Here is a 24,987-nt window from a genome sequence, read left to right on the forward strand (position 1 = left end):
CGACGCGCCCTTGAAATGAGAATCGTTCTCATTTAAGATGCGGTATAGACCAGAAACAGGAGGCGCAGATGGCCGCATACCGGGAAGCCGATGGCTTGGCTGGCGAGCACGTGACGTTGCTACGGGCGCACGCAGAAGCGCAGGCGCGCTGCAGCGCACTGCTGCAGGCGCAGGCCACGTGCATCGCCGCCATGGAAGCGCAACTGATCCGCGCGCGCGGCGCGACGATGCGCACGACGACGGCGCTGGCCTGGGAACGCGAAGACCGCGCGGCCCTCGATGCGGCGTTGCCGGGGCTGGGCCGGCGCGTGGCCCTGGGCCGCCAGGTCGCCGCGTTGCAGGCCCGCGTGCATGACTTGATGCGCACGCTGCAGCGCCGTGAGCTGGCCGAGCGGCCGGGCAGCTTGGGCAGCGCGGGCGGTCCCAGGCACGCGCCAGCCGGTTTGGCGGCCGACCTCGAAGCGAGTCTGCAGGAAGCCGACCTGGTGATTTGCCAGACCGGTTGCATGAGCCATGGCGACTACTGGCGCGTGCAAGACCATTGCAAGCGCACCGGCAAGCTGTGCGTGCTGGTGGACCAGCCCGACGGCTTGCAGATCGTGCGCCTCCACCGGCCTGCCGAGGTGCTGTCACCCTGAGCTAGAGCGCGAAGAGGATGTCGCTGATCCGTTCGTATAGCGGATTGGCCGATGGCCCCCGGTTGGGCCAGTTCAGGATGTCGAAGTGGTCGTACCCCGGGTAGTTGCCCAGAAAGTTCCAGGTTCCCCGCAGCGCCGTGCCGTCATAGTCGCGCGCCGGGTGCCCGCCGGGTGCGCGCATGCTGACCGTGTTGACGACACCATCGTTCGGGAACCAGTCGCTGTCGATGCGCACCCTTTGTTGCACATTGACGGTGTAGCTGCCCATGCCGCGCTGAGCTGCCGAGGGCACGATCCATTCGCCGGCGAATGATTTGAAGTAAGGCATCATGTCGGCGCGCGCGTACTGGAACGCCGTCGTCTGGATCGGTGCGATCGCGCGGTCGGTGCCGTTGCAGCACCAGCTGCCGCTCGCGGTGGCCACCGTGCCCACTGAAAAATAGTAGACGTCGGGCGAGGTCAGCGCCCACCGGTTGAATTCGCGCGCGCCGTCCGGCGCGAGCTCCCAGCCCGCTGCCCGGTGGCGCAGGATGTCGCGCAGTACGATGGGCACATTGGGCAGGATATTCAAGACCGCGTCGCTGAGCGTGGTGCCGTTGTGCGGCGCCGAGATCGTTGTCGCGCTGCGGATCCAGCCCGTCTTGCCGCCCTTGAACAGCGCGCCATCGCCTTCGTCCGCCATCGAGCCGTGTTCGAGCAGCTGGATCAGCGCGCGAATCGTCGTGCCGCCCTGGCTATGGCCGATCACGTGGATCGGATGGGCACGGTCCCATTGCGGGTACAGCGCCAGCGGATAGGCGTGCGGATTGTCGCGGGGATCGGCGGCCCAGCATTTACCGGGTGGCTTTTGCAGCTGGCCAGGCACCGCCTGGGTGACAACGTGCGCCTTGCCATAGTCGACGCAACCCCCCTTGATCTGCGCATACAGCTCGGCGGCGCGGTCCCAGTTTGACGCGATCGGGCTGACGGCGGCGGCAAGCACCGCGTGCGGGCCGCGATAGACCTGCATGTAGGCCGCAATGTCGCCGTAACCGCCCCAGTAATTGAAGCCGCTCCCCTGGAACTCGTCGGGACCGAAACCGAGAAAGCCGTGCACCAGCACGACGGGATCGTTGTTCGCGGCAGGGGCGGCGGGCGCGGCCAGCAGGCCGAGGACGAAGACCATCAACGCGGCAGCGCAGGCGTGGACGAGACGGGCCATCGATATGCTCCGGACATTGCGACAGCCGCATTGTCGGGCGTATCACCAAGCGACGGTTTGCGCTGGATCGACCCGACGCACGGTAAAGCGAACTCGTGCAGCAAGAACTGCGCAGGCCGCTTGACAAGCGTGCACGATCAGCGCGCGGTCGTGCTGCCCACCGAGGTCGTCGGATCGAATTCAGTCATCGGGTTCGGCGCCGGCATGATTGCCGCCGTGGCCGCCGCTTTCCCGGCCACGGCCCCGTCGATGCGCTCGTCATGCCAGACCACATAGTCGTCGATCGAGTACAGCCGGCACGGCTCCTTGCTCTTGGCCGTGCAGGTCGCCAGTGCGCGCCCATCCGGATCTTCGCCTTCCTCGGCCCAGGTCCAGCCGCCGCTGGCCGACACGGCAAACGCGCGCGGCGTCATCTTGGTCAGATAGTCGCGGTAAGCGCGGCGGCCGTTTTCGGACAGGAACGGCACGGCCGCGATATCGTCGACCTGCGCATAATCGGTGCGCGCCGGGCTGGGCGGGGCAGGGACGTCGACCACGATGGCGGTGGGCATGCCGATCTCGCGCAGGAACTGTTCAGTATCTTGCAGCCACACTTTTTCACCGTCGCGGCTGGCCAGCAGGCCGTGCGCATCGCGCTTGAAGGCGGGGAGCTCGACCAGGCGGCCACGGCCCCCGGCCCCGGCGTAAGCGGCGTGCATGCGGCTGGCCAGCTCCGGACCGAACAGCGAATCGTTCTGGCCATACAGCCACAGGCTCGGAACCTTCGCCTTGGCCCCATAGTCGGCAAAGGCCGCCACCAGTTGCGAGCGCCAGGCGCAGCGGTTGCTGTCGTCGCGCAAGCCGCCCGCGAAATTGATCAGGCCGCGCACGCCCGGCAGCGCCTGGGTGCCCAGTGCGATGGCCGCCAGTCCGCCGTACGATTGCCCGGCCACGATCATGCGCGCGCCGTCGATCCACGGTTGCTGGCGTGCATGGGCGAGGGTGGCGCGGATGTCTTCGGCCTGGGTGTAGCCATTGGCGGTCATGTCGCAGCCGCGATCGCGGTAACGTCCACCCGACTTCGAAAAACCCTGGCGCATCGGCACCATCACCGCGTAGCCGCGCTTCACGAACACGGACGCCATATGATAGAAGCGGTCGCGCGACTGCAGGCTCGGGCGGCCCGGGTCCTTGCCGTGGTTGATGACGATCAGGGGGAACGGGCCGGCCCCGTTGGGCTGGAAAACAGTGGTCTCGAGCAGCACATCGTCCGGGCCGGCCGGCACCTGGATGACGTGCTCGTTCATCCGGTAGTCGAGCGTGCTTGCGACAGGGTGTGACGGCGGCAGTTCCTGCGACTGGGCAAACGCGGGCAGCAGGGCTAATGCGGCAATCGAAGCGGACATCAGGGTGCGGATGGACTGGATTCTCGACATGGCTGGCTCTGGACATGCTGCCTCACGGAACAATTTCCGCACGGAACAAATCTGAGTCTAGGACCAATAAATCCGTAGGGCAATATCTTGTTGACTAACTTGGGCAATAAATTTTTGCGTGTGGCGAAAGTGCCATCCGACGAGATGCCGAGCAAAGGCGTAAGATAGCGAGCCTGACAATTATGGTGAAACAGCAGGATGAGCAAGTATGCGCCACGCGAATGGGCACCCGACGAAAAGCCGATGTTGCCCGGCTCCCCGTCCACGCCGGCGCACACCACAAAGCTGCGACTGGCCTATCTGGCGGTCGGCATCCTCGTCACGATTACAGGCGGCCTGGGCAATGCGCTGGTTGCCGTCAACCTGATCAATCTGCAGGGCGTGCTGGGCGCCTACCAGACCGAAACGGCCTGGTTGCCGGCCGCTTACGTGATGGCCAATGCGTCGATGAACCTGCTGCTGGTGAAATTTCGGCAACAGTTTGGCCTGCGCCTGTTCACCGAATGTTTCCTGGTGCTGTACGCGCTGGTCACGCTGGCCCACCTGTTCGTCAACGATCTCGGTTCGGCGATTGCCGTGCGCGCCGCCCACGGCATGCTGGCCGCCGCCGTCAGTCCACTTGGCCTGTATTACACGCTGCAGGGGTTCAAGAAAGAGTGGCGCCTGAAAGGCATCGCGATCTCGCTCGGCACGGCCCAGCTGGCGCTGCCGCTGGCCTATATCTTCTCGGGCGACCTGCTGCGCATTGCCGAGTGGCGCGGCCTGTACATGTTCGAGCTGGGCCTGGCGCTGGTGTCCCTCGGCGCCGTGCTGCTGCTCAAGTTGCCGCCGGGCGACCGCGTCAAGGCGTTCCGGCCCACCGACTTCGTCACGTTCGCGCTGTTCGCGCCGGGCATGGCGCTGCTGTGCATGGTGCTCACGTTCGGGCGCATCTTCTGGTGGACCGAACAGGCGTGGATCGGCGTGGCGCTGGCGGTGTCGATCTTCCTGCTCGCCGCGGCGATGTGCGTCGAGCACAACCGGGCCAATCCGCTGCTGAACCTGCGCTGGCTGACCAACCGCAACATCCTGCGCGTCGCGCTGTCGCTGCTGCTGGTGCGCATCGTGCTGTCCGAGCAAAGCGTGGGCGCGGTCGGTTTCCTGCGCGCCGTGGGACTGGACAACAACCAGATGCAGTCGCTGTTCCTGTGCGTGCTGGCGGCCACCGTCGCCGGCATCGTCGTGTCGGCCCTGACGGTCGACGTGAAGCACTTGATAGCGCCACAGGTCATTGCGCTGCTGCTGATGGCGCTGGGCGCCTGGATGGATGCGCATGCCAATAACCAGACCCGCGCCGAGCAGATGTACCTGAGCCAGAGCCTGCTCGCGTTCGGCGGCACGCTGTTCATCGGGCCCTCCTTGATTTCAATGATCGTCACCGTGATCGGTAATCCGGGCGCCTTGATCAGTTTCTCGGTGCTGTTCGGCCTGACCCAGAATCTGGGCGGCCTGATCGGCTCGGCGCTGGTCGGCACATTCCAGATCATGCGCGAAAAATTCCACTCATCGACGATCGTCGAGGGCTTGAGTTTGCTCGATCCGCTGGTGGCCAGTCGCATCCAGTCCGGCGCTGCAGCCGCAGGGCAGTTGCTGGCCGATCCGGCCGCGCGCACGCGCCAGAGCCTGGCGTCGCTGGCCGCCAGCGCCACGCGCGAAGCGAATATCCTGGTCTACAACGACGTGTTTTTGATGATCGCCATGATCGCCGCCGCGAGCGCGACCTGGATCTTCCTGCACGCCCTCTGGCTGCATTACAACCTCCCGGCTACCGCCCCGGCCGCGGCGCCGGCACCGGCGCCAGCCGCACCTGCCAATAACATTCCCGCACCCATCACCGTCACCGATTGATATGTCAGAACCTGTTCCTACTCCCGCGCGCCCGACGCGCAAGATCATCCTTAGCGCGCTGGGTTTTGCCGCCATCGCGCTCGTTGGCATCCTGATCGTGCTGTACGCTTGGAACCTGCCGCCGTTTCGCAGCACGCTGCAGGCGACCGAGAACGCGCTGGTGCGCGGCCAGGTGACGATCATCAGTCCGCAACTGAGCGGCTACGTGACCGAGGTGCGCGTGCAGGATTTCCAGACCGTCAAGAAGGGCGAGCTGCTCCTGCGCATCGATGACCGGATTCCGATCCAGCGCCTGGCGCAGGCACGGGCCGAACTGGCCAACCGCCAGGCGGCCCTGGCCAATTTCGCGCAGACCAATGCCAGCGCCCGCGCGACCATCGCCCAGAACCAGGCGCTGCTGGCCTCCAACGAAGCGCAGTCGCAGCGCAGCAGCGCCGACCTGCGCCGCGTCGAAGAACTGGCGGCCGACGGTTCGCTGTCCGCGCGCGAACTCGACGCCGCGCGCGCCACCCGCGCCCAGTCCACGGCCAGCCGCGATCAGGCACGCGCCTCGGTCGAGATCGCCCGTCAGAACCTGGCGTCGGTCGGCGTCAACCACGCCGCTCTCGAAGCGGCCGTTGCCAGCGCCGAAGCAGCCGTCAAGCTGGCCGAGATCGACCTGTCCAACACCAATATCATTGCGCCGCGCGACGGTCAGCTGGGGCAAGTGACCGTGCGCCAGGGCGCCTTCGTGAATGCCGGCGCGCAGCTGACCGCGCTGGTTCCGAACCAGATGTGGATCATCGCGAACATGAAGGAAACGCAGATGGCGCGGGTGGCCGTCGGCCAGCCCGTCAGTTTTAGTGTCGATGCGCTGGGCGGCGCGAAGCTGCGTGGCCACGTCGAGCGCATCGCGCCCGCCACCGGCTCGGAGTTTTCGGTGATCGCGCCGGATAACGCCACCGGCAACTACGTCAAGATCGCACAGCGCATTCCGGTACGCATCAGCATCGACCCGAACCAGCCGCTGGCCCAGCGCCTGCGGCCAGGGATGTCGGTGGTGACGACGATCGATACGGCCGCTGCCACCACGGCGAACGCGGGGCAGCGGTGAAGCGGCGCTTGGTGGTTCTGGCGGCGCCACTCCTGTTGGCCGCGTGCGCGATGGCGCCGCAGCCGGCGCCGCCATCCTCGGTGACGGTGCCGGTGGCCTGGCGCACGACCTTGCCCGGCGCGAATGCCAGCGTCGAACGCGACTGGTGGCGCGCGTTCGGCGATCCGGCGCTGGACGCGCTGGTGCAACAGGCGCAGGCGAACAACGGCGACCTCAAGGTTGCGCGCGCGCGGCTGCAGGAATACCAGGCGCGCATTCGCGTGGCCGACAGCGCGCGCCTGCCGGCGCTGAACCTGTCGCTGGCGCCGACGCGGGCGCGCGCCATTGGGCCGCTCGGCACGCCGATTGAATCGACGTCGCTCGTGGGCGCGGTGCAGGCCAGTTACGAGCTGGATCTGTTTGGCCGCGTGGGCAACACCATCGAGGCGGCGCGGTTCGAGGCGCTGTCGCAAGAGGCAGCGCTGGAAGCGGCGGCGCTGGCGGTGGCAGCCAATACGGCGTCGGGCTACCTGAACCTGCTTGGCCTGGACGCCCAGCTGGCGCTGGCCAAGGCCACGCTGGCCTCGCGCGAGCGCTCGTACAACCTGGCGCGGCACCAGTTCGAAGTGGGCTACAGCTCGCGCCTGGAAATGTCGCAGGCCGAGGCCGAATTGCGCGCGACCGCCGGCACCGTCCCGCAGCTGGAGCGGCAGGTGGCGCAGCAGGAACAGGCGCTCAATCTGCTGCTGGGCGCAAGTCCGGGCGCAATTGCACGCGGTGCCGATCTGCTGTCGCTGCGTGAGCCAACCCCGGCCCCCGGCTTGCCGTCCAAACTGCTGCGGCGTCGGCCCGACATCGCCCAGGCCGAGCAGGCCATCGCGGCGGCCGACGCCAGCCTGGCCGTGGCGCGCGACGCGCTCTTGCCGTCGATCCGGTTGACGGCGTCGCTCGGGGCAGGGGCGGGCGGCATCTCGCAATTGCTGCGCTCGCCGACGGAATTGTGGAGCATCGGCGGTAGTGTCCTTGCTCCCTTGTTCGATGCGGGCCGCCTGCGCGCCCAGGCCGAGATCGCCGGCACGGTGCGTGATCGCGCGATCTACGGCTATGAGGCCGTGGTGCGCACGGCGTTTGCCGAAACCGAGAATGCGCTGGCGTCGATCGATGGCTTGCAGCGGCAATTGGTGCAAGCCGAAGCGCGGCGCGCGGCGGCCGGCGAAGTGCTGCGCGTGGCTCACAACCGCTACACCAACGGCTATGCGTCGTACCTGGAAGAGCTCGACGCGCAGCGTACCGCGTTCAGTGCCGATCTCGCGGCGCTGCAACTGCGCACGAGTCTGCTGGCGGCGCACGTCGACCTGTACCGCGCGCTGGGTGGTGGCTGGACGCCGGCGCCGTGACGGGTGCGGCTGGCTTGAAACGCGCTGTCTGCACGACGTGCCTGCGGGCCCAGTCGGCCTGCATTTGTCGCTGGATCACGCCGGTACAGGCGCAGGCGCACTTGCTGATCCTGCAGCATCCGCTCGAAGTGGGCAACGCCAAGAACAGCGCGCGCCTGCTGCACCTGTGCGTGACCGGCAGCGCGCTGGCGACCGGCGAAGCCTTCGAGGCCGGGGTGCTGCACGGCTTGCTGCATGCGGATGGGCGCACGCCCGTGTTGCTGTATCCGGCCACGCCTGGCGACGCGGGCTTGCCCATGCCGCCGCCGACGCCGGCGCTGCCGGCCGACGCGCTGCGGCTGGTGCTGCTCGACGCCACCTGGCGCAAGAGCCGCAAGATGCTGTACCTGAATCCGGCGCTGCAACGGCTGCCGCGCCTGGGCCTGACGGACGTGGCGCCATCGAACTACCGGATCCGCAAGGCGCATGCACCGCATCAGCTCTCGAGCCTGGAAGCGGCGGCGCAGGCGCTGGGACAATTGGACGGCGCCCCCGAACGCTTCGGCCCGCTGCTTGATGCCTTCGACGGGTTTGTCGCACAACAGGCGGCCTACGTGCGCGCTTGCGCTGCCGGATCACTCGCGTGCAACTCAAGCTCATCTGATGAACAGGACGTGAACCGTTTAATGGGTGATTAAACGGAAACACCGGTGATGATGAACCGCATTTTGACCTGTTTCCTGTATGATCAAACCATGCAAGAACAATCCTTAACCTCCCCCACGGTGTACTACGACGGCGGCTGCCCGGTATGCGCCCGCGAGATCGCCCTCTATCAACGCCAGGACGGTGCAGACCAGGTGTGCTGGGTCGACGTCGCGCACTGCGCGCCCGAAGCGCTTGGCCCGGGACTGAACCGCGAGGCCGCCATGGCGCGCCTGCACATGCGCCGTCCCGATGGCACCCTGGCCAGTGGCGCGGAGGCATTTACCCTGATGTGGCGGGCGCTGCCGCGCTGGGCCTGGCTTGGACGCCTGCTGGGCTCCCGGATCGCGCTGGCGGTGCTCGAGCCGGCCTACCGCCTGTTCCTGGTCATGAGGCCGCTGTGGCGCGGCCGGGGCAGCCAGCGATGAAGGGCGCGCGCATGCGGGTAGCGGTGGTCGGGGCCGGCATTGCCGGGGCCGCCTGTGCGCGCGCGCTGGCCGATGCCGGGCATGCGGTGCAGGTGTTCGACAAGTCGCGCGGTGTTGGCGGGCGCATGTCCACCAGGCGTGTGACGTCGGTCGCTGGCGCCGACGCTGTGCTGGGGCTGGATCACGGCACGCCGGGCTTTGCTGCCGTGGGCGCCGACTTCCTCGGTTTCGTGGAAGAGGGACAGCGCGCCGGCCTGCTGGCACGCTGGACGCCGCGGCTGGCCCCACACAGCGCAGCCCTGCAAGGCGGCGCGATGTGGGTTGCCACGCCCGACATGCCGGCCCTGTGCCGCGCATTGTTGATGGACCTGCCGTTGCATACCCTGTGCACGGTCGATGGCGTGCGTCGCAGCGGCGCAATGTGGTCGATCGAGAGCGCCGGCGTGACCGTGGCCGATGGCTTCGATGCCGTGGCGCTGGCGATTCCGCCGCAACAGGCGGCCGTGCTGCTGGGCGTGCATCGCCCGGATTGGGCCGTGCGCGCGCAGGCAGTGCCGATGTTGCCCGTCTGGGTCTTGATGGGCATCACCGACGCGCCCGCAAGCGGCGGTGACTGGCACCTGGCGCAGCCCGCGTCCGGCCCGTTGGCGCTGGTGCTGCGCAACGATGCCAAGCCGGCCCGCGCAGCGCTGGCGGCGCAGGCCCAGTGGGTGGTGCACGCAACGCCAGACTGGACTGGCGCGCACCTGGACACGCCGCCCGACCAGGTGCAGGCGCTGCTGCAGGCGGCGCTTGCCGATTGCGTCGGCGGCGCGCTGGCCTGGCGCTTCGCGGCCGTGCATCGCTGGCTGTATGCAACGCTGGCAGCGGTTTCCGGTGACGAGCAAACCGATGGCGCTCATGCCTGCGCTGGTGCCTGGTGGGATGTGGGCACGGGGCTTGGCGTGTGCGGCGATGCCCTGGCCGGCGGCGGTGTGGAAGGAGCCTGGCGCTCCGGCCGCGCGCTGGCCGCGCTGGTGACTGCTGGTGCGAACGGGGACCGGGCATGAGCGCGCTGGCGGACGAAATCGCGCGCTTCGACCGGCTCGGCGCCACCTGGTGGGACCCGACCGGGCCGATGCGGCCGCTGCATGTCACAAATGCGCTGCGCCAGGCTTATCTGCTGGATTGCATGGCGTCGCATTTCGGCCGTGCCGATACGTCGCTGGCGGGTCTGCGCATTCTCGACGTCGGCTGCGGCGGCGGGCTGCTGTCCGAACCGCTGGCGCTGCGCGGCGCGCAGGTGGTCGGCATCGACGCCTCGCCCGGTAACCTGGCAGCGTCGCAGCGCCACGCCGCCGCCAGCGGCGCATCGCCCGACTATCGCCTGGGCGAACTGGAAACCGTGCTGCAGCCCGATGAACGCTTCGACGTGGTATTGGCGCTCGAGGTGGCCGAGCATGTGGCCGACCCCCACGCCTTCATCGAGGAGGTAGCGCGGCGCGTGGCGCCCGGTGGCCTGCTGCTGGCGTCGACAATCGACCGCACCTTGAAGAGCTACCTGTTGGCCATCGTGGGGGCCGAGTACGTGCTGCGCGTGCTGCCGCGTGGCACGCACCAGTGGCGCCGCTTCGTCAAACCGGCCGAGCTGTCGGCCGCGGCCATCGGCTCCGGGCTGCAGCGGATCGACTTGCGCGGCATGCGTTACCTGCCGGTGTTGCATCGTGCCTCATGGTGCAGAGATACGAGCGTCAACTATCTGGCGACCTTTGCCCGTCCGGCCTGACCGGATCAGCTGGGCAAAGTCGTTTGATGATCATCGGGCAGCTTGCCTGTATTTGCTGGCCCCTGCTTACACCTGCTTACAAACGCTTAACCGCACACAACAAGAGCTCGGCAGAGAATCGGACCAACTTACAGGACACCGACTCATGCAACGATTGCGCGCCGCCATTCTTCTCTTTTTGTTTGCAGGCACCTGTCGGGCCGGCGAGCCGGTCGTGGTCCCGACTGCCGAATTCCAGGCTCTGCTGGCCGCCTATGCGCTGGTTAAAACCCGCTACGTCGACGCGCCGGACGACAAGAAGCTGCTGGATGGGGCAATCGTCGGCATGCTCGCGTCACTCGATCCGCACTCGAGTTTTCTGGACAAGGACGCGCTCGCTGAAGTCCGGAGGGACGACGCCGGCGAGTACACCGGTATCGGCATCAGTGTCGACTTCGCTGCCGCCGACATGCTGGTGACGGCGGTAACCGCAGACTCGCCGGCCTACGTTGCCGGCATCGAACCGGGCGATATGATCGCGTCGATCGACGGCGTGACGATCGCCGGCATGCGCCTGCCCGACATTGCGCAGCGCATGCGCGGCGTGCCCGGCAGCGCGCTGGAGATCGGGGTTCGGCGCGGCGGCAGTGGCGCCGTTCGCACGGTCAAGCTGCACCGGGCCGCGTTGCTGGCGCAGACCGTCCGGGTGCGCCCGATGGCAAACGGGATCGCGTGGATCCACGTGACGGCGTTCGAAGGACGCACTGCGCAGGATCTGGTTGCGGCGTTAAAAACGCTCGACGCAAACGGGGCGCCGCGCGGCATCGTGCTCGACGTGCGCAATGATCCGGGCGGCCTGGTGTCGGCTGCGGTCGGCGTGGCCAGCGCGTTCCTGCCGCCGGGGACGCCATTGTTTTCGGCGCGCGGGCGTGCCACCGATGCCGCTGCCCAAGCCACCGTCACGGTCGATCCGCGCTTTTACCAACGAGCCAATGGGCCGGACGTGCTGGCCGACTTGCCCGCATGGGCGCGAACGGTGCCGCTGGCGGTGCTGGTCAACGGTGCGTCGGCGTCGTCCGCCGAATTGCTGGCCGGCGCATTGCAAGATCATGGTCGCGCCACCGTGCTTGGTTCGCGCACCTTCGGCAAGGGCTCGATCCAGAGCATCTTTCCGCTGACTGCCGACAGCGCCGTCAAGCTCACGGTGGCGCGCTACTTCACGCCCAATGGCCACGAAATCCAGGCGCGTGGGATCACGCCGGATGTGATCGTGGCGCCGGATGGTACGCAGGATGGTGCGGCGGGACTGGCACTGCGCGAGGAAGACCTGGCGCAGCATCTCGCCGCGATCCTGCCTGCACCGGATGACGCGCCGCCTGCAACACGTGCCGGGGTGGAAAGCACGCGCATGTTCGGTACACGCGACGACAAGGCGCTGGCGGCTGCCATCCGTTTGCTGGGGCCGGAGTTGGGGAAGGTTAGTCGTGTTGGCAGCGTGCTGGGCGTACTGCCCCCCGGCCTGAAGCAACTTGGCGCTGCGCTGAAACGGTGGTGACGCGCCGGGTAAGTTTCGGTAAAGCAGGACGACAGCCGCCTGCCGTGCGCTTATATTCGTGATCGTCTTTTTCTGACCATGGGTGTCGTATGCCAGTTCAAACCACGTTCTCACGCTTGCCTTGCTTGCTGCGCGCCTGCCTGCTGGTACTCGCCATGGCTGGCCCCGGAACGGCGCAGTCAGTCCCACTGACCGATCTGCGGGCCGAAGACCTGCTGCCCATCGCGGGCGACCTGAAACAGTCGCTCGGCCTGAGTCCCAACCAGCAAACCCTGTGGAGCAAGGCCGAAGCAGCGTCGCGCACGACCCTGCGCGATCGCACCCGGCGTCGCGCTGCACTCCAGGAATGGGCCCGAACCTTGCTGGCCATCCCGGACGCTGACCTGCGCAAGCTGGATGCAGCCACCGATGCCGAAAGTGCGACAGCAAACGCCGAGGATCGGCAACTGCGCGCGCTGTGGCTCGATGTGAACGATGGGCTCGACGACACGCAGCGCCGCCAGGTTGCCGGCCGTTTTGGCGAGCAGTTGATGCGCGTGGTGCCTGAAGGCGGCGGGCGCGGCGGCGCTCCGGCAGGGCAACGCGACGAGCCGAACCGGCGCGGCGGGCCTGGCAACGGGCGTGGCCCCGGTGCCGGTCAGGGGCCAGGTGGGCCGGGCGGCGCGTCGCTGAACTTCGGCGGCTGATCGGGCACCGGCAATGGGTAAAACGTCACTGACGAGCTCGTTTTATTCTAAGATGCGGCATTGACAGGCACGCCGACGCGCGCGCCGTCCAGTCGCCTCAAGAAGAATCCATGACCACACCAGTGACACCAGGGCAGGCCGGTCTTTCCGACACCGCCCCGAACGAGGCCGGCACTGTCGCCGTGACGATGGAGCAGGGCTTGCAGGCCGCCGGCGTCGGCCGGTTCCAGTACCGGATCTTCCTGATCTTCGGGCTGGTCTGGCTGGCCGACGCGATGCAGGTGTTGTCGATCGGCTTTTCTGCGCCGTCGATCGCGAAGACCTTCGGGCTGTCGATGCCGCAGGCCTTGCAGACGGGGACCGTGTTTTTCGTCGGTATGCTGATCGGCGCGTTTGTCTTCGGGCGCCTGGCAGACCGCATCGGTCGCCGGCCCGTGTTGCTGATGGCGGTGGTGATCGACGCCTGCTTCGGCGTGGCGTCCGCGTTTGCGCCCGATTTTACGTGGCTGCTGGCGCTGCGCCTGATGACGGGCATCGGCGTGGGCGCGACGCTGCCGGTCGATTACACGATGATGGCCGAGTTCCTGCCCAGCGACCGGCGCGGGCGCTGGCTGGTGCTGCTCGAATCGTTCTGGGCCCTTGGCACGATTGCGCTGGCCGTGCTGGCCCTGTGGGCGGTGGGCTGGGGCGAGGATGCGTGGCGCGTCATCTTCTTTGTTACCGGCATTCCGGCGCTCATCGGCATCGTGCTGCGCTGGTATATTCCGGAGTCGCCCATGTACCTGCACCGCAGCGGCAAGCCGGAACAGGCGCGTGCGGTGCTGCAACGCGTGGCCAGGACCAATGGCCGCACGCTGACGATGCCGCCGTTGCTGCCCGAGCCTAAGGTCAAAACGACACTGCTGTCGCTGTTCTCGGGCGGATTGCGCCGTCGCAGCCTCGCGCTGTTCGTCGCCTGGGGCCTGATCTCGATTGCCTATTACGGCGTGTTCGTCTATCTACCAATCCGGCTGAGCGCGGAAGGCTTCGGCTTCATGCGCGGCCAGGAATTTTTGATCGTGCTGGCGCTGGTCCAGTTGCCCGGCTTCGCGCTGGCGGCGTATGGCGTCGAACGCTGGGGTCGCAAGCCGACGCTGGTGGGGTTTCTCCTGCTGAGCAGTGTCGGTTGCCTCGGCTACAGCCTGGGCAGCTCGACCGTGCTGGTCGTGGGCTCGACGCTGCTGATGAGCTTTGCGCTGCTGGGGACGTGGGGCGCGCTGTATGCGTTCACGCCCGAGGTGTACCCGACCCGCCTGCGCGCCAGCGGCATGGGCATGGCCGGGGCGGTTGCCCGGTTCGGCGGCCTGTTTGCGCCGGCGATCGTCGCGCCGGTGATGGCGACCCATTTCACGCTGGCGCTGATCATGCTCTCTGGCTTCCTGTTCATGGGCGCGATCGCCATCCTGTGCGTGGACACCGAGTCGCGCCAGCGCGCGCTCGACTGAACCGTTGAGTTGTCACGGCGGCTCGGCTAGGATGTCGCATCGAACGTTACAGGATGCAGGTATGGGTGAGCAAGGGGCGGGCAGTCGGCTGGTGGTGTTCGTCGGCGCCGAGTCGACGGGGAAATCGACATTGGCCAGCATGCTGGCGCGGGAGCACGGGGCGCAGTTTGTTCCCGAAATCGGCCGCGTCATTTGGGAAGAAAAGCAGGGCCAGCTGGTCGCAGCCGATTATGTCGAGATCGCCGAACGGCACCGCGCTGCCGAAGACGCCGCCGTCGCAAACGCCGCAGGCGAATATGTCTTCGTCGACACCAATGCATTGACCACGCTGCTGCTCGGCCTGCGCTTCGGGCAGGTCACCGAGCCGGTGCCACCGGCCCTGCTGCGCTATGCGCTCGAATGCCGCACCCGCTACCTGCACCATTTCGTGTGCGCCGACGACATCCCGTATGAAGAAGAGCCGGGCGTGCGTGAAAACGCGGCGTGGCGCACGCAGATCCAGCAACTGGTGCTGGAAGACCTGGACCGGCGCGGCATCGGCTACACGATCCTGACGGGTTCACTTGAGCAGCGCGCTGCGCGCGTGATGGCCACGCTAGGGGCCATCGCGCAGCAGACCGGCGTAGATGCAGACGCGCTCAAGCGTACTGCTGCGTAACGCCCAGCGCCGCCAAATGCCGCTCGATCTCGAACACGTGCGGATCGGGTTTGCCCAGTGCGCGCAGTGACTGGGCCAGGCCCAGCAGGTAGTCGCTGTTCGGGCCGCTCGGGCCGCGCGCCGTGGCAATCTGGCGCGCAATCGCGTGCTCGTCGGCCGGGCCAAGATACGCCGCGTTGTCGTGCGTGGCGATATACACGATGCCTTCGTCGCTGCTGCCGTCGTCAAACTGCATTTGCGTGGCCAGGCGCAGGTAGCCGTTCTTTTCGCGCTGGTCGAGATGCGCGAATTCTTCGGGCGTGACCAGAAACGCCATGCCGTGGCAGATCGCATCGGGGTCCGGCACCAGCGTCACTACGCGCCCCGGCGCCGTCTCGGTGCCGCGGTGGTCGTGCGAGCCTTGCCAGAAGCGGCGCGTCCAGCCGCTGATCGACGCAGCGCGCTGCGCAAGAAACGGGAAATCGGGTTTGAAGATCAGGGAGCCGTAGCCAAACAGCCAGACACTGGCATGGCTGTCGAACTTGTTCATTTGCCGGTTGATTGCGATCGTATCGTGGGACATCGTGGGTCCGATAAAAAAAGACACGGTTCATTGTAGCGTGCCTTTTTGTGAGAATCAGCCTTCCCCTTGCGACCGTTTTACATATGCAAACAGGAATTCCAGATAACTCTCGACGGCCGGCGACAGCGAGCGCCCTGGCCGCGTGTAGACAAAAAAGCGCCGCTGCACGCTCGGCGCACCGAGCGGGCGCATCGTCAGCCCGTACAGCGTGGCCAGCGGCTCGGCGTAGGGCAGGCACACCGTCACGCCCAGGCCCGCGCTGACCATGGCCAGCGCCGTCGTCATGAACGTCACCTCATGCGCCGGCGTGAGCGCGATGCCCGTGCCGGTGGGCTGCACCGCGTCGAGCAGCAAGTCGGTGAACTGGCCCTGCAGCGAAATGAACGGGTAGGCCGCCGCGTCCTGCCACGTCACGCGCTCGAGCGCGGCCAATGGATGCTGGTGCGGAAACACCAGCGCGAACGGCATGCTAAACAGTTCGCGCGCCAGCAATGGCGGGGCGGGCGTGCGTTCCGGGCCGATCCCCACATCGGCTTCGCCCGACAGCACGCGCGTGATGACGCCCTCGACTTCGGTATCGGCCAGGCGCACGATGATCTCCGGGTGCTGCGCGCGGTAGGCGGCGATGCTTGGCGGCAGCAGCGTGCACGCCATCAGCTGTGGCGCCGCGATGCGCACAACGCCTTTCTTCAGGCGCGTGTGATCTGCCACGTTAGCCAGCGCACCGTCCAGGTCATCGATGATCTGGCTAAATAAGGGCAGCAGTTCGCGACCGATGTCGGTGAGGCTGATCCGGCGCGTGCTGCGGTCGACAACCCGGGCGTCCAGTGTCTGCTCGAGTTCCTTGATGAGGCCAGACAATGCCGATTGCGTCACGTGCAAGGTCTGCGCGGCCAGCGTGAACGTGCCCGTCCTGGCCAGCGCAACGAAGGCGCGCATTTGTCGTAAGGTTGGGTTCATCGGGTGGATTGATTAGATAGGCTGATATATCGAGCTAAAAAATATCGTTTGTATGATAGTGCGTTTTACCTTGTAATGGCGGTTACTCTGCAATCACAAAGGACAGTCCCATGAAACTCGCCACCCTCAAAGCTGGCGGCCGCGACGGCACCCTGGTCGTCGTCAGCCGCGACCTGGTCACGTGCCAGCAAGTTCCGACCATCGCGCGCACGCTGCAGGCGGCGCTCGACAACTGGGATGCGTGCAAGCCGCAGCTCCAAGAAGTCTATGCCCAGCTCAACGATGGCAATGCAGAAGGTGCCGAATCGTTCATCGAGGCCGCTTGCCACTCGCCGCTGCCGCGCGCCTACCAGTGGGCCGATGGCTCGGCCTACATCAACCACGTCGAGCTGGTGCGCAAGGCGCGTGGCGCCGAGGTGCCGGCGTCGTTTTACACCGATCCGCTGATGTACCAGGGTGGCGGCGATTCGTTCGTCGGCCCGCTTGACCCCATCGCGGCCCTGTCCGAAGACTGGGGCATCGACCTCGAAGCCGAGGTGGCCGTGGTCACGGGCGATGTGCCGATGGGCGCCGACGCAGCCGAGGCCGCCAGCGCCATCCGCCTCGTCATGCTGGTCAACGACGTGTCGCTGCGTAACCTGATCCCGAACGAGCTGGCCAAGGGCTTCGGTTTCTACCAGTCCAAGCCGGCCAGTGCGTTCTCGCCGGTGGCGGTCACGCCGGACGAGCTGGGCGCAGCGTGGCAGGGCAACAAGCTGCATCTGCCGCTTCTGGTCACGCTCAATGGCGCCGCGTTCGGCAAGCCGAATGCTGGCGAAGACATGACCTTCAGCTTCGCCCAGCTGGTCGCGCACGCGGCCACCACGCGCGAGCTGTGCGCGGGCAGCATCATCGGCTCGGGCACCGTGTCGAACAAGCAGGGCGGGCTGTATGGCTCGAGCGTCGAGCATGGCGGCGTGGGCTATTGCTGCCTGGCCGAAGTGCGCATGTACGAAACGATCGAAGGCGGCGCCCCCAAAACGCCGTACCTGGCGTTCGGCGACACCGTGCGCATCGAGATGTTTGATGCGAGCGGGGCCAGCATCTTTGGCGCCATCGACCAGGAAGTCGTCCGTTACCACGAGAGGCAACCATGAAACTGTATACCTACTTTCGCAGCTCGGCCGCCTACCGGGTGCGCATCGCGCTGCACCTGAAAGGGCTGGCCTACGACGCGGTGCCGGTGCACCTGCTCAAGGATGGCGGCCAGCACCTGCAGGACGCTTACCGTCAGATCAACCCGAGCGGCCTGGTGCCGTCGTTCCAGGATGACCGCATCACGCTGTCGCAGTCGCTGGCCATCATCGAGTATCTCGAAGAGGTGTATCCGGACGTGCCGCTGCTGCCCAAGGATGCGCCGGGCCGGGCGCGCGTGCGCGAGCTGGCCCAGATCATCGGCTGCGACATCCATCCGATCACGAATCTGCGGGTGCTCAATTACCTGGCGCGCGACATTGGCGTGCCCGACCAGGCCAAGAGCGAGTGGTACCGCCACTGGGTGATCGAGGGGCTGCAAGCGCTCGAAGCCCACCTGGCGCGCGATCCGGGCGCGGGGCCGTTCTGCCATGGCGCCCATCCGACGATCGCCGATTGCTACCTGGCGCCGCAGGTATTCAATGCGCAGCGGTTCCATATCGATGTGGCGGCCTACCCGAATATCGACCGCATCAATGCACTGTGCATCGCGTTGCCCGCGTTCCAGGCGGCGCACCCGTCGCGTCAGCCCGATTCCGAATAGTGTGCGGCTGGCTGCGAAGGGCGGCGGCGCGCTACAATCGCCGCCTCCTTCCATTGCCATTTCGCCATGACCGCCACCGCCGCTACTGACGCCAGTCCCATCGCAATCCCTGCACCGATCCTGCAGGCCCTCGACCTGGCCGATGCCTCGTGGCGTCCGATTCTTGAAGCGGGGCTGCAGGCAGTCGCCCGCGCCAACCCGGACTATCTGCCCGCGCTCGCGCACGACGATTACCTCCCCACCGAGCACCGCCTGTTCGCCGCTTTTGCCCAGCCACTGGACCAGGTGCGCTACGTGCTCGTGGGGGAGGGGCCGTATCCGCGCGCCGCGAGCGCCACTGGCGTGAGCTTCATGGATGGCGCAGTAGGCGACCTGTGGAGCGATGGCGGGCTGTCCAAGCCGGTCAACCGGGCCACGTCGCTGCGTAACTTCATGAAAATGCTGTTGGTGGCAAGCGGCCAGTTGCAGGCCGATGCAACGAGCGGGGACGCCCTGGCGCCGATTGCGCAAGCCGCGCGCGCCGACGGCTCGGTCCAGACGCTGGCGCAGCTGCAGGACAATCTCGTGCACGAGGGCTTTTTGCTGCTCAATGCCGCGCTGGTCTTTCGCAAGCATGTCAAGCCGGTCATCGACGCGCGCGCCTGGCTGCCTTTCCTGCAGACGGTGCTGGCGGCGCTGGGGGCGCAGCCGCAGGTGCCAACGCTGGTCCTGTGGGGCAAGATCGCCGAACAATTGCAAAAGTTGCCAGAGACAAAAGCCTTCCCGCAGGCAGTGGCCGAGCATCCCTATAATCTGAGCTTCATCGGGCATCCGGGCATGCGGGCGCTGTTCGGGCCAATGGCGTTGCTGAGGGCCCGCTAACCGCGTGGATGGCTAGGGGACGGTAGGGTGGACGGGTCTCCCGTCCACGCGTTCAACAAACTCGTGCGTCATACATCACGTCGGGTTGAACGCGTGGATGGCATCGCCATCCACCCTACGGATGACGTGATTTTTCAGGACGAGCATGACCCGCCGTTTTTGGGGTGGTCCAAGACAATATCATTGCGATTTGCTATACTTGACTAAATCGTTCAACTAATCAGGTCTTTCCCCGCTTTCACAGGGAAACATGCCACACGCTGTGGTGCCGACTTGGTGCTTGAACAAGAGAAACATTTTATCATTCACCGGGGTTGAAATGCGTCTGACCACCAAAGGCCGTTTTGCTGTCACTGCGATGATCGACCTTGCCATGCGTCAAGGCAACGGTCCGGTCACGCTGTCGGGCATCAGCCAGCGGCAGGCGATTTCGCTGTCGTACCTCGAACAGCTGTTTGGCAAGCTGCGCCGTCACGAGATCGTCGAATCGATCCGTGGTCCGGGCGGCGGCTACAGCCTGGCGCGCGCGGCGGGCAAGGTGACGGTGGCGGACATCATCATCGCCGTCGACGAGCCGCTCGACGCAACCCAGTGCGGCGGTAAAGAGAACTGCCATGGCGCCCATACCGACGGCGCCCGCTGCATGACCCACGAACTGTGGACCACGCTGAACGAAAAAATGGTCGACTACCTCGATTCGGTCTCGTTACAAGACCTGGTCGACCAGCAGCGCCAGAAAGAACTGAACGTCGTGCACGTGCACCGCGGCGCCCCCGCCGCAGTCGGACAAAACTAAGTAACCGGAGTAAATCAGATGAACGCGCCAATGGACAAGACCACCGAGCAAAGCTTCGCGCCAGCTCCACATTTCCCGATCTACATGGATTACTCGGCCACGACGCCGGTCGATCCACGCGTCGCCGACAAGATGATTCCGTTCCTGCGCGAGCAGTTCGGTAATCCTGCGTCGCGCAGCCACGCCTACGGCTGGAACGCCGAAGCGGCGGTCGAAGAAGCGCGCGGCCACGTCGCCGCGATGATCGGCGCCGATCCGCGCGAAATCGTCTGGACCTCGGGCGCGACCGAAAGCAACAACCTGGCGATCAAGGGGGCGGCCCAGTTCTACAAGACCAAGGGCAAGCACATCATCACGGTGAAAACCGAGCACAAGGCCGTGCTGGATACCGTGCGCGAACTCGAACGCGTCGGCTTCGAAGCGACCTACCTCGAGCCGCAAGCCAACGGCCTGATCACCATCGAGCAGCTGGCAGCGGCGATCCGTCCTGACACCATCCTCGTGTCGGTCATGTTCGTGAATAACGAAATCGGCGTCGTGCAACCGATCGCCGAGATCGGCGAACTGCTGCGCTCGAAGGGCATCATCTTCCATTGCGACGCGGCCCAGGCCATCGGCAAGGTCGAGATCAACCTCGAAACGCTGAAGGTCGACCTGATGACGTTCACCGCGCACAAGGCGTACGGCCCGAAAGGCATCGGCGCGCTGTACGTGCGTCGCAAGCCGCGCGTGCGCCTCGAGGCGCAGATGCACGGTGGCGGTCACGAGCGTGGCATGCGTTCGGGCACGCTGCCGACGCACCAGATCGTCGGTATGGGCGAGGCGTTCCGCCTGGCCAAGGTCGAGATGGACAGCGAGCTGGAGCGCGTGCGCGCACTGCGCGATCGCCTGGCCCGTGGCCTCATGGAGATCGAAGAAGTCTATATCAACGGCGACATGGACCAACGCGTGCCGCATAACCTGAACGTCTCGTTCAACTATGTCGAAGGCGAGTCCCTGATCATGGCGATCAAGGACCTGGCCGTGTCGTCCGGTTCGGCCTGTACCTCGGCCAGCCTGGAACCATCGTACGTGTTGCGCGCCCTGGGTCGCAGCGATGAGCTGGCACACAGCTCGATCCGCTTCTCGATTGGCCGCTTCACGACTGAAGAAGAAATTGATTTCGCCGTCAACCTGCTCAAGAGCAAAGTTGGCAAGCTGCGTGAACTGTCGCCGCTGTGGGACATGTTCAAGGACGGGATCGACATCAGCTCGATCCAATGGGCAGCACACTGATCTGCTCATAACGAGCACGCGTTACTACACATACTGGAGCATCACCATGGCATATTCGGACAAAGTACTGGACCACTACGAAAACCCACGCAACGTCGGCGCGTTCGACAAGGGCGACGATGACATCGGCACCGGCATGGTCGGCGCGCCGGCCTGCGGCGACGTCATGAAGCTGCAGATCAAGGTCAACGACCAGGGCCTGATCGAAGACGCAAAGTTCAAGACCTATGGCTGCGGTTCGGCCATTGCGTCGAGCTCGCTGATCACCGAATGGGTCAAGGGCAAGAGCCTGGACGAAGCGCTGGCAATCAAGAACACGCAGATCGCCGAAGAGCTGGCACTGCCGCCGGTCAAGATCCACTGCTCGATCCTGGCAGAAGACGCGATCAAGGCCGCTGTGGCCGACTACAAGGCAAAGCACGCCGACAAAGCAGCAGCGTAATCCCTGGTAGCAGCGTAATCCCTGGTAATAGAACTGAGCTGGAGAAGCACAACATGGCAATCACCCTGACCGAAAAAGCTGCAAAGCACGTCAACCGTTACCTCGAACGCCGGGGCAAGGGCATTGGCTTGCGTTTCGGTGTGCGCACCACCGGCTGCTCCGGCCTGGCCTACAAGCTCGAGTACGTCGATGAAAGCGCAAACGAAGACAGCGTCTTCGAATCGCATGGCGTGCAGGTGTTCGTTGATCCGAAAAGCCTGCCGTACATCGACGGCACCGAGCTCGATTTCGCCCGCGAAGGCCTCAACGAGGGCTTCCGCTTCAATAATCCGAACGTCAAGGACAATTGCGGCTGCGGCGAGAGCTTCCGCATCTGAGCGGCAGTCGCGCCAACCCCATGCAGAATCACTTCGAATTATTCCAGCTGCCGGCCCGTTTCGAGGTCGACCAGAGCGCCCTCGACGCCGCTTACCGCGAAATCCAGGGCCGCGTCCACCCTGACCGGTTCGTCGGCAGCAGCGACGGCGAAAAACGCGTCGCGATGCAATGGGCGACGCGCGCCAACGACGCCTACCAGACCCTGCGCAGTCCGCAAAAGCGCGCGCAGTATCTGTGCGAGCTCAACGGCGTGGATCTGCAGACCGAGTCGAACACCGCGATGCCCACCGCGTTCCTGATGCAGCAGATGGAATGGCGCGAAGAGCTTGGCGACGCACGCGCTGGCAAGGATGCCAGCGCGCTTGACGCGCTCGATGCGCAGGTGCGCGCCGAACGCAAGCAGATGCTGGTCACCGTTGGCCAGCAGCTCGATGCGGGCGACTACGCCGCTGCCGCGCAGGGCGTGCGCTCGCTGATGTTCCTCGATAAGTTCGGCGACGAAGTGCAGTACGCCTTCGAAGCGATCGACGCATAACCTTCCTGCTTTTCATCGTGGTCGGCCGCGTCGTCCACGCCGCGTCACGCTAACCCGGCCGGACGCGTAAAATAGCGTTCGCACCGCACCGTTCCTGCACGTAAAAATAACACTGGTATCACGACTATGGCACTCCTCCAAATCGCCGAACCCGGCATGTCCACCGCCCCGCACCAGCACCGCCTGGCCGTTGGCATCGACCTGGGCACCACCAATTCGCTCGTTGCCACCGTTCGCAGCGGCAGCCCCGAAGTGCTCAGCGACGAGGAGGGGCGCTCGCTGCTGCCGTCGATCGTGCGCTATCTGGATAACGGCCATGCCCACATCGGCCACAAGGCGCGCGCGCACCAGACCACCGACCCGAAGAACACGATCGTCTCGGTCAAGCGCTTCATGGGGCGCGGCCTGAAAGACATCGCGCACGCGGAAAACCTGCCGTACGACTTCGTCGATGGCGAGGGCATGGTCCAGCTCAATACCGTCGCGGGCGTGAAAAGCCCCGTCGAAATCTCGGCCCAGATCCTGGCCACGCTGCGCCAGCGCGCCGAAGATTCGCTGGGCGACGACCTCGTGGGCGCCGTGATCACGGTGCCGGCGTACTTCGACGATGCACAGCGCCAGGCAACCAAGGATGCGGCCCAGCTGGCCGGCCTGAACGTGCTGCGCCTGCTGTCCGAACCCACGGCCGCCGCGATTGCGTATGGGCTCGACCAGGGCAAGGAAGGCGTGTTCGCCGTGTATGACCTGGGCGGCGGCACGTTCGACATCTCGATCCTCAAGTTGTCGAAAGGCGTGTTCGAAGTGCTGGCCACCGGCGGCGACTCGGCGCTGGGCGGCGACGATTTCGACCATCGCCTGTTCTGCTGGATCATGGAAAAAGCGCGCCTGGCGCCGTTGTCGGACCAGGACACCGCAACGCTGATGGTCAAGGCCCGCCAGGCCAAGGAACTCCTGTCGACGAATGAAGAAACAACGATCGAGGCGATCCTGAAGTCGGGCGAGCTGGTGCAGGTGACGATCACGGCCCGCGAATTCGTCGAGATCACGAAGCACCTGGTCGGCAAGACGATGAATGCGATCCGCAAGGCGATGCGCGACGCCGACGCGAGCGTCGAGGACGTCGACGGCGTGGTCATGGTGGGCGGCGCGACGCGCATGCCGCACGTGCGCCTGGCGGTATCAGACTTCTTCCAGACCATCCCGCACGCCAATATCGACCCGGACCGCGTGGTGGCGCTGGGCGCGGCGATCCAGGCCAATCTGCTGGCCGGCAACCGCGCCGACGGCGAAGACTGGCTGCTGCTGGACGTGACCCCGCTGTCGCTCGGCATCGAGACGATGGGCGGCCTGGTCGAGAAGATCATTCCGCGCAATTCGACGATTCCGGTCGCGCGCGCGCAGGAATTCACGACTTTCAAGGATGGCCAGACGGCGCTGGCGGTACACGTGGTGCAGGGCGAACGCGAGCTGGTGTCGGACTGCCGCTCGCTGGCGCGCTTCGAGCTGCGCGGCATTCCGCCGATGGCGGCCGGTGCGGCGCGCATCCGCGTGACCTACCAGGTCGACGCCGATGGCTTGCTGGCGGTGGCCGCGCGCGAGATGCGCTCGGGCGTGGAAGCATCGATCACGGTCAAGCCATCGTACGGCCTGCTTGATGACCAGGTGGCGCGCATGCTGCAGGAGTCGTACACGTCGGCCTCGAGCGATATGCAGATGCGCGCACTGCGCGAAGAGCAGGTCGAGGCCGAACGCATCCTGCTGGCCACGCAGTCGGCGCTCGACAGCGATACCGATCTGCTCTCGCCCGACGAGCAGGCCACGATTGCCGCGCAGCTGCAACTGGTGCGCGATGCGGTGGCGATGTCGAACGACACGACGCTCGAAGCGGGCCTGCGCCAGAACGCCGTGCACGATGCGGTCCAGGCGCTGGCGCACGGCACCGAAGAATTCGCGGCGCGGCGCATGGACAAGAGCGTGCGCAAGGCATTGTCGGGCAAGTCGCTGGACGAAATTTAAGACGAAACCCTGGGGTAGGGTGGGGCTCGGCCGTCCACGCGGCGATCGTTGGCAGCCAGATCATCCGGCGCGACATCGGTACCGATCACCATCCACGCGTGGATGGCAGAGCCGCCTCGCCGGCCGCGTCCACCCTACGTCTACAATACGCCTTACCGCACCATACAAAACAATCAACCGAGGTAATCCAAGTGCCACAAATCGTCATCCTTCCCCATCCCGTGCTGTGCCCAGAAGGCGCCGTGCTTGACGCGCCACGCGGCAAATCGGTCTGCGACGTGCTGCTCGAGAACGACATCGACATCGAACACGCCTGCGACCGCGTCTGCGCCTGCACCACCTGCCACGTGATCGTGCGCGAAGGCTTCAATTCGCTCAACGAGCAAGAAGAGCAGGAAGAAGACATGCTCGACAAGGCCTGGGGCCTGGAGCCCAATTCGCGCCTGTCGTGCCAGGCGATCGTCGCCGACGAAGACCTGGTCGTCGAGATCCCGAAGTACACGATCAACCACGCCGCCGAAAAGAACCACTGATCT

26 protein-coding genes are annotated in these 24,987 nt (G+C 65.8%); 22 read left to right on the forward strand and 4 right to left on the reverse strand.

Annotated features, from left to right (window positions below):
* The first annotated feature begins 68 nt into the window (after nt 1–68).
* Entirely contained in the window at nt 69–638 is a 570-nt protein-coding gene (locus tag RCH14_RS06220; protein WP_343025282.1) for a DUF2325 domain-containing protein, read from the forward strand.
* 1 nt (nt 639) lies between these two features.
* Here the strand turns inward: RCH14_RS06220 and RCH14_RS06225 are convergent, their stop codons facing one another.
* On the reverse strand, nt 640–1,839 hold the full coding sequence (locus RCH14_RS06225) for a hypothetical protein (protein WP_343025283.1): 1,200 nt from the start codon (nt 1,837–1,839) through the stop codon (nt 640–642).
* Nucleotides 1,840–1,976: 137 nt separating this feature from the next.
* On the reverse strand, nt 1,977–3,254 hold the full coding sequence (locus tag RCH14_RS06230) for a CocE/NonD family hydrolase (protein WP_343025284.1): 1,278 nt from the start codon (nt 3,252–3,254) through the stop codon (nt 1,977–1,979).
* A 243-nt stretch (nt 3,255–3,497) separates the two neighbouring features.
* Between RCH14_RS06230 and RCH14_RS06235 the strand changes: the two genes are divergently transcribed.
* The 11 genes from RCH14_RS06235 (at nt 3,498) to RCH14_RS06285 (ending at nt 14,849) form a co-directional block, all read left to right on the forward strand.
* Entirely contained in the window at nt 3,498–5,141 is a 1,644-nt protein-coding gene (locus RCH14_RS06235; RefSeq protein ID WP_343025285.1) for an MFS transporter, read from the forward strand.
* Nucleotide 5,142: 1 nt separating this feature from the next.
* Complete coding sequence (locus RCH14_RS06240; protein ID WP_343025286.1) at nt 5,143–6,234, forward strand: HlyD family secretion protein; 1,092 nt, start codon at nt 5,143–5,145, stop codon at nt 6,232–6,234.
* Complete coding sequence (locus tag RCH14_RS06245) at nt 6,231–7,610, forward strand: efflux transporter outer membrane subunit (protein ID WP_343025287.1); 1,380 nt, start codon at nt 6,231–6,233, stop codon at nt 7,608–7,610. The genes RCH14_RS06240 and RCH14_RS06245 overlap by 4 nt, the downstream gene beginning before the upstream one ends.
* A 14-nt stretch (nt 7,611–7,624) precedes the next feature.
* Complete coding sequence (locus RCH14_RS06250) at nt 7,625–8,287, forward strand: tRNA-uridine aminocarboxypropyltransferase (RefSeq protein ID WP_343025288.1); 663 nt, start codon at nt 7,625–7,627, stop codon at nt 8,285–8,287.
* A gap of 15 nt (nt 8,288–8,302) precedes the next feature.
* Nucleotides 8,303–8,722, forward strand: coding sequence for a DUF393 domain-containing protein (locus RCH14_RS06255; protein ID WP_343025289.1), 420 nt, complete (start codon nt 8,303–8,305; stop codon nt 8,720–8,722).
* Nucleotides 8,719–9,771 carry an FAD-dependent oxidoreductase gene (locus RCH14_RS06260; RefSeq protein ID WP_343025290.1) on the forward strand — a complete coding sequence of 351 codons (1,053 nt, stop codon included), beginning with the start codon at nt 8,719–8,721 and terminating at the stop codon, nt 9,769–9,771. The genes RCH14_RS06255 and RCH14_RS06260 overlap by 4 nt, the downstream gene beginning before the upstream one ends.
* Nucleotides 9,768–10,487, forward strand: a complete 720-nt coding sequence (gene ubiG, locus RCH14_RS06265; RefSeq protein WP_343025291.1) for a bifunctional 2-polyprenyl-6-hydroxyphenol methylase/3-demethylubiquinol 3-O-methyltransferase UbiG — start codon at nt 9,768–9,770, stop codon at nt 10,485–10,487. The genes RCH14_RS06260 and ubiG overlap by 4 nt, the downstream gene beginning before the upstream one ends.
* A gap of 145 nt (nt 10,488–10,632) precedes the next feature.
* On the forward strand, nt 10,633–12,021 hold the full coding sequence (locus RCH14_RS06270) for a S41 family peptidase (RefSeq protein WP_343025292.1): 1,389 nt from the start codon (nt 10,633–10,635) through the stop codon (nt 12,019–12,021).
* Nucleotides 12,022–12,176: 155 nt separating this feature from the next.
* Complete coding sequence (locus tag RCH14_RS06275) at nt 12,177–12,707, forward strand: hypothetical protein (RefSeq protein ID WP_343025293.1); 531 nt, start codon at nt 12,177–12,179, stop codon at nt 12,705–12,707.
* Between the two features lie 188 nt (nt 12,708–12,895).
* On the forward strand, nt 12,896–14,191 hold the full coding sequence (locus RCH14_RS06280) for an MFS transporter (protein WP_343025545.1): 1,296 nt from the start codon (nt 12,896–12,898) through the stop codon (nt 14,189–14,191).
* Between the two features lie 61 nt (nt 14,192–14,252).
* The gene (locus RCH14_RS06285; RefSeq protein ID WP_343025294.1) at nt 14,253–14,849 is read left to right on the forward strand and encodes an ATP-binding protein; all 597 of its coding nucleotides are present in this window, start codon (nt 14,253–14,255) and stop codon (nt 14,847–14,849) included.
* On the opposite strand, the gene RCH14_RS06290 is transcribed toward RCH14_RS06285, so the two are convergent.
* Nucleotides 14,830–15,411: a gamma-glutamylcyclotransferase gene (locus tag RCH14_RS06290; protein WP_343025295.1), complete on the reverse strand. Its 582-nt coding sequence runs from the start codon at nt 15,409–15,411 to the stop codon at nt 14,830–14,832. The two genes, RCH14_RS06285 and RCH14_RS06290, sit on opposite strands and share 20 nt — an antisense overlap.
* A 54-nt stretch (nt 15,412–15,465) precedes the next feature.
* Complete coding sequence (locus RCH14_RS06295; protein WP_343025296.1) at nt 15,466–16,371, reverse strand: LysR family transcriptional regulator; 906 nt, start codon at nt 16,369–16,371, stop codon at nt 15,466–15,468.
* Between the two features lie 110 nt (nt 16,372–16,481).
* Here RCH14_RS06295 and RCH14_RS06300 point away from each other — a divergent pair, with 110 nt between their 5' ends.
* The 10 genes from RCH14_RS06300 (at nt 16,482) to fdx (ending at nt 24,984) form a co-directional block, all read left to right on the forward strand.
* Nucleotides 16,482–17,507, forward strand: coding sequence for a fumarylacetoacetate hydrolase family protein (locus tag RCH14_RS06300; protein ID WP_343025297.1), 1,026 nt, complete (start codon nt 16,482–16,484; stop codon nt 17,505–17,507).
* The gene (maiA, locus tag RCH14_RS06305) at nt 17,504–18,148 is read left to right on the forward strand and encodes a maleylacetoacetate isomerase (RefSeq protein ID WP_343025298.1); all 645 of its coding nucleotides are present in this window, start codon (nt 17,504–17,506) and stop codon (nt 18,146–18,148) included. The genes RCH14_RS06300 and maiA overlap by 4 nt, the downstream gene beginning before the upstream one ends.
* Nucleotides 18,149–18,214: 66 nt before the next feature.
* Entirely contained in the window at nt 18,215–19,009 is a 795-nt protein-coding gene (locus tag RCH14_RS06310) for a uracil-DNA glycosylase (RefSeq protein WP_343025299.1), read from the forward strand.
* Nucleotides 19,010–19,328: 319 nt separating this feature from the next.
* Nucleotides 19,329–19,805: a Fe-S cluster assembly transcriptional regulator IscR gene (gene iscR / locus RCH14_RS06315; protein ID WP_343025300.1), complete on the forward strand. Its 477-nt coding sequence runs from the start codon at nt 19,329–19,331 to the stop codon at nt 19,803–19,805.
* Nucleotides 19,806–19,823: 18 nt separating this feature from the next.
* Nucleotides 19,824–21,080 (forward strand): IscS subfamily cysteine desulfurase, encoded by a 1,257-nt coding sequence (locus tag RCH14_RS06320; RefSeq protein ID WP_343025301.1) that lies wholly within the window; start codon nt 19,824–19,826, stop codon nt 21,078–21,080.
* Between the two features lie 46 nt (nt 21,081–21,126).
* Entirely contained in the window at nt 21,127–21,522 is a 396-nt protein-coding gene (iscU, locus tag RCH14_RS06325) for a Fe-S cluster assembly scaffold IscU (RefSeq protein WP_332530981.1), read from the forward strand.
* A gap of 53 nt (nt 21,523–21,575) precedes the next feature.
* Nucleotides 21,576–21,899: an iron-sulfur cluster assembly protein IscA gene (iscA, locus tag RCH14_RS06330; protein WP_183555379.1), complete on the forward strand. Its 324-nt coding sequence runs from the start codon at nt 21,576–21,578 to the stop codon at nt 21,897–21,899.
* 20 nt (nt 21,900–21,919) lie between these two features.
* Entirely contained in the window at nt 21,920–22,435 is a 516-nt protein-coding gene (gene hscB / locus RCH14_RS06335; protein WP_343025302.1) for a Fe-S protein assembly co-chaperone HscB, read from the forward strand.
* A gap of 126 nt (nt 22,436–22,561) precedes the next feature.
* Nucleotides 22,562–24,451, forward strand: a complete 1,890-nt coding sequence (gene hscA, locus RCH14_RS06340) for a Fe-S protein assembly chaperone HscA (RefSeq protein WP_343025303.1) — start codon at nt 22,562–22,564, stop codon at nt 24,449–24,451.
* A gap of 191 nt (nt 24,452–24,642) precedes the next feature.
* On the forward strand, nt 24,643–24,984 hold the full coding sequence (fdx, locus tag RCH14_RS06345) for an ISC system 2Fe-2S type ferredoxin (RefSeq protein WP_343025304.1): 342 nt from the start codon (nt 24,643–24,645) through the stop codon (nt 24,982–24,984).
* Nucleotides 24,985–24,987: the final 3 nt, after the last annotated feature.

The organism is Massilia sp. MP_M2 (assembly GCF_039123635.1).
Classification (GTDB): Bacteria; Pseudomonadota; Gammaproteobacteria; order Burkholderiales; family Burkholderiaceae_D; genus Telluria.

Coding starts and splice junctions, on each gene's coding strand:
- RCH14_RS06220 (WP_343025282.1), top strand. CDS start 69: ATGGCCGCATACCGGGAAGCCGATGGCTTGGCTGGCGAGCACGTGACG.
- RCH14_RS06225 (WP_343025283.1), bottom strand. CDS start 1,839: ATGGCCCGTCTCGTCCACGCCTGCGCTGCCGCGTTGATGGTCTTCGTC.
- RCH14_RS06230 (WP_343025284.1), bottom strand. CDS start 3,254: ATGTCGAGAATCCAGTCCATCCGCACCCTGATGTCCGCTTCGATTGCC.
- RCH14_RS06235 (WP_343025285.1), top strand. CDS start 3,498: ATGTTGCCCGGCTCCCCGTCCACGCCGGCGCACACCACAAAGCTGCGA.
- RCH14_RS06240 (WP_343025286.1), top strand. CDS start 5,143: ATGTCAGAACCTGTTCCTACTCCCGCGCGCCCGACGCGCAAGATCATC.
- RCH14_RS06255 (WP_343025289.1), top strand. CDS start 8,303: ATGATGAACCGCATTTTGACCTGTTTCCTGTATGATCAAACCATGCAA.
- RCH14_RS06260 (WP_343025290.1), top strand. CDS start 8,719: ATGAAGGGCGCGCGCATGCGGGTAGCGGTGGTCGGGGCCGGCATTGCC.
- ubiG (WP_343025291.1), top strand. CDS start 9,768: ATGAGCGCGCTGGCGGACGAAATCGCGCGCTTCGACCGGCTCGGCGCC.
- RCH14_RS06270 (WP_343025292.1), top strand. CDS start 10,633: ATGCAACGATTGCGCGCCGCCATTCTTCTCTTTTTGTTTGCAGGCACC.
- RCH14_RS06275 (WP_343025293.1), top strand. CDS start 12,177: ATGGCTGGCCCCGGAACGGCGCAGTCAGTCCCACTGACCGATCTGCGG.
- RCH14_RS06280 (WP_343025545.1), top strand. CDS start 12,896: ATGGAGCAGGGCTTGCAGGCCGCCGGCGTCGGCCGGTTCCAGTACCGG.
- RCH14_RS06285 (WP_343025294.1), top strand. CDS start 14,253: ATGGGTGAGCAAGGGGCGGGCAGTCGGCTGGTGGTGTTCGTCGGCGCC.
- RCH14_RS06290 (WP_343025295.1), bottom strand. CDS start 15,411: ATGTCCCACGATACGATCGCAATCAACCGGCAAATGAACAAGTTCGAC.
- RCH14_RS06295 (WP_343025296.1), bottom strand. CDS start 16,371: ATGAACCCAACCTTACGACAAATGCGCGCCTTCGTTGCGCTGGCCAGG.
- RCH14_RS06300 (WP_343025297.1), top strand. CDS start 16,482: ATGAAACTCGCCACCCTCAAAGCTGGCGGCCGCGACGGCACCCTGGTC.
- maiA (WP_343025298.1), top strand. CDS start 17,504: ATGAAACTGTATACCTACTTTCGCAGCTCGGCCGCCTACCGGGTGCGC.
- RCH14_RS06310 (WP_343025299.1), top strand. CDS start 18,215: ATGACCGCCACCGCCGCTACTGACGCCAGTCCCATCGCAATCCCTGCA.
- iscR (WP_343025300.1), top strand. CDS start 19,329: ATGCGTCTGACCACCAAAGGCCGTTTTGCTGTCACTGCGATGATCGAC.
- RCH14_RS06320 (WP_343025301.1), top strand. CDS start 19,824: ATGAACGCGCCAATGGACAAGACCACCGAGCAAAGCTTCGCGCCAGCT.
- iscU (WP_332530981.1), top strand. CDS start 21,127: ATGGCATATTCGGACAAAGTACTGGACCACTACGAAAACCCACGCAAC.
- iscA (WP_183555379.1), top strand. CDS start 21,576: ATGGCAATCACCCTGACCGAAAAAGCTGCAAAGCACGTCAACCGTTAC.
- hscB (WP_343025302.1), top strand. CDS start 21,920: ATGCAGAATCACTTCGAATTATTCCAGCTGCCGGCCCGTTTCGAGGTC.
- hscA (WP_343025303.1), top strand. CDS start 22,562: ATGGCACTCCTCCAAATCGCCGAACCCGGCATGTCCACCGCCCCGCAC.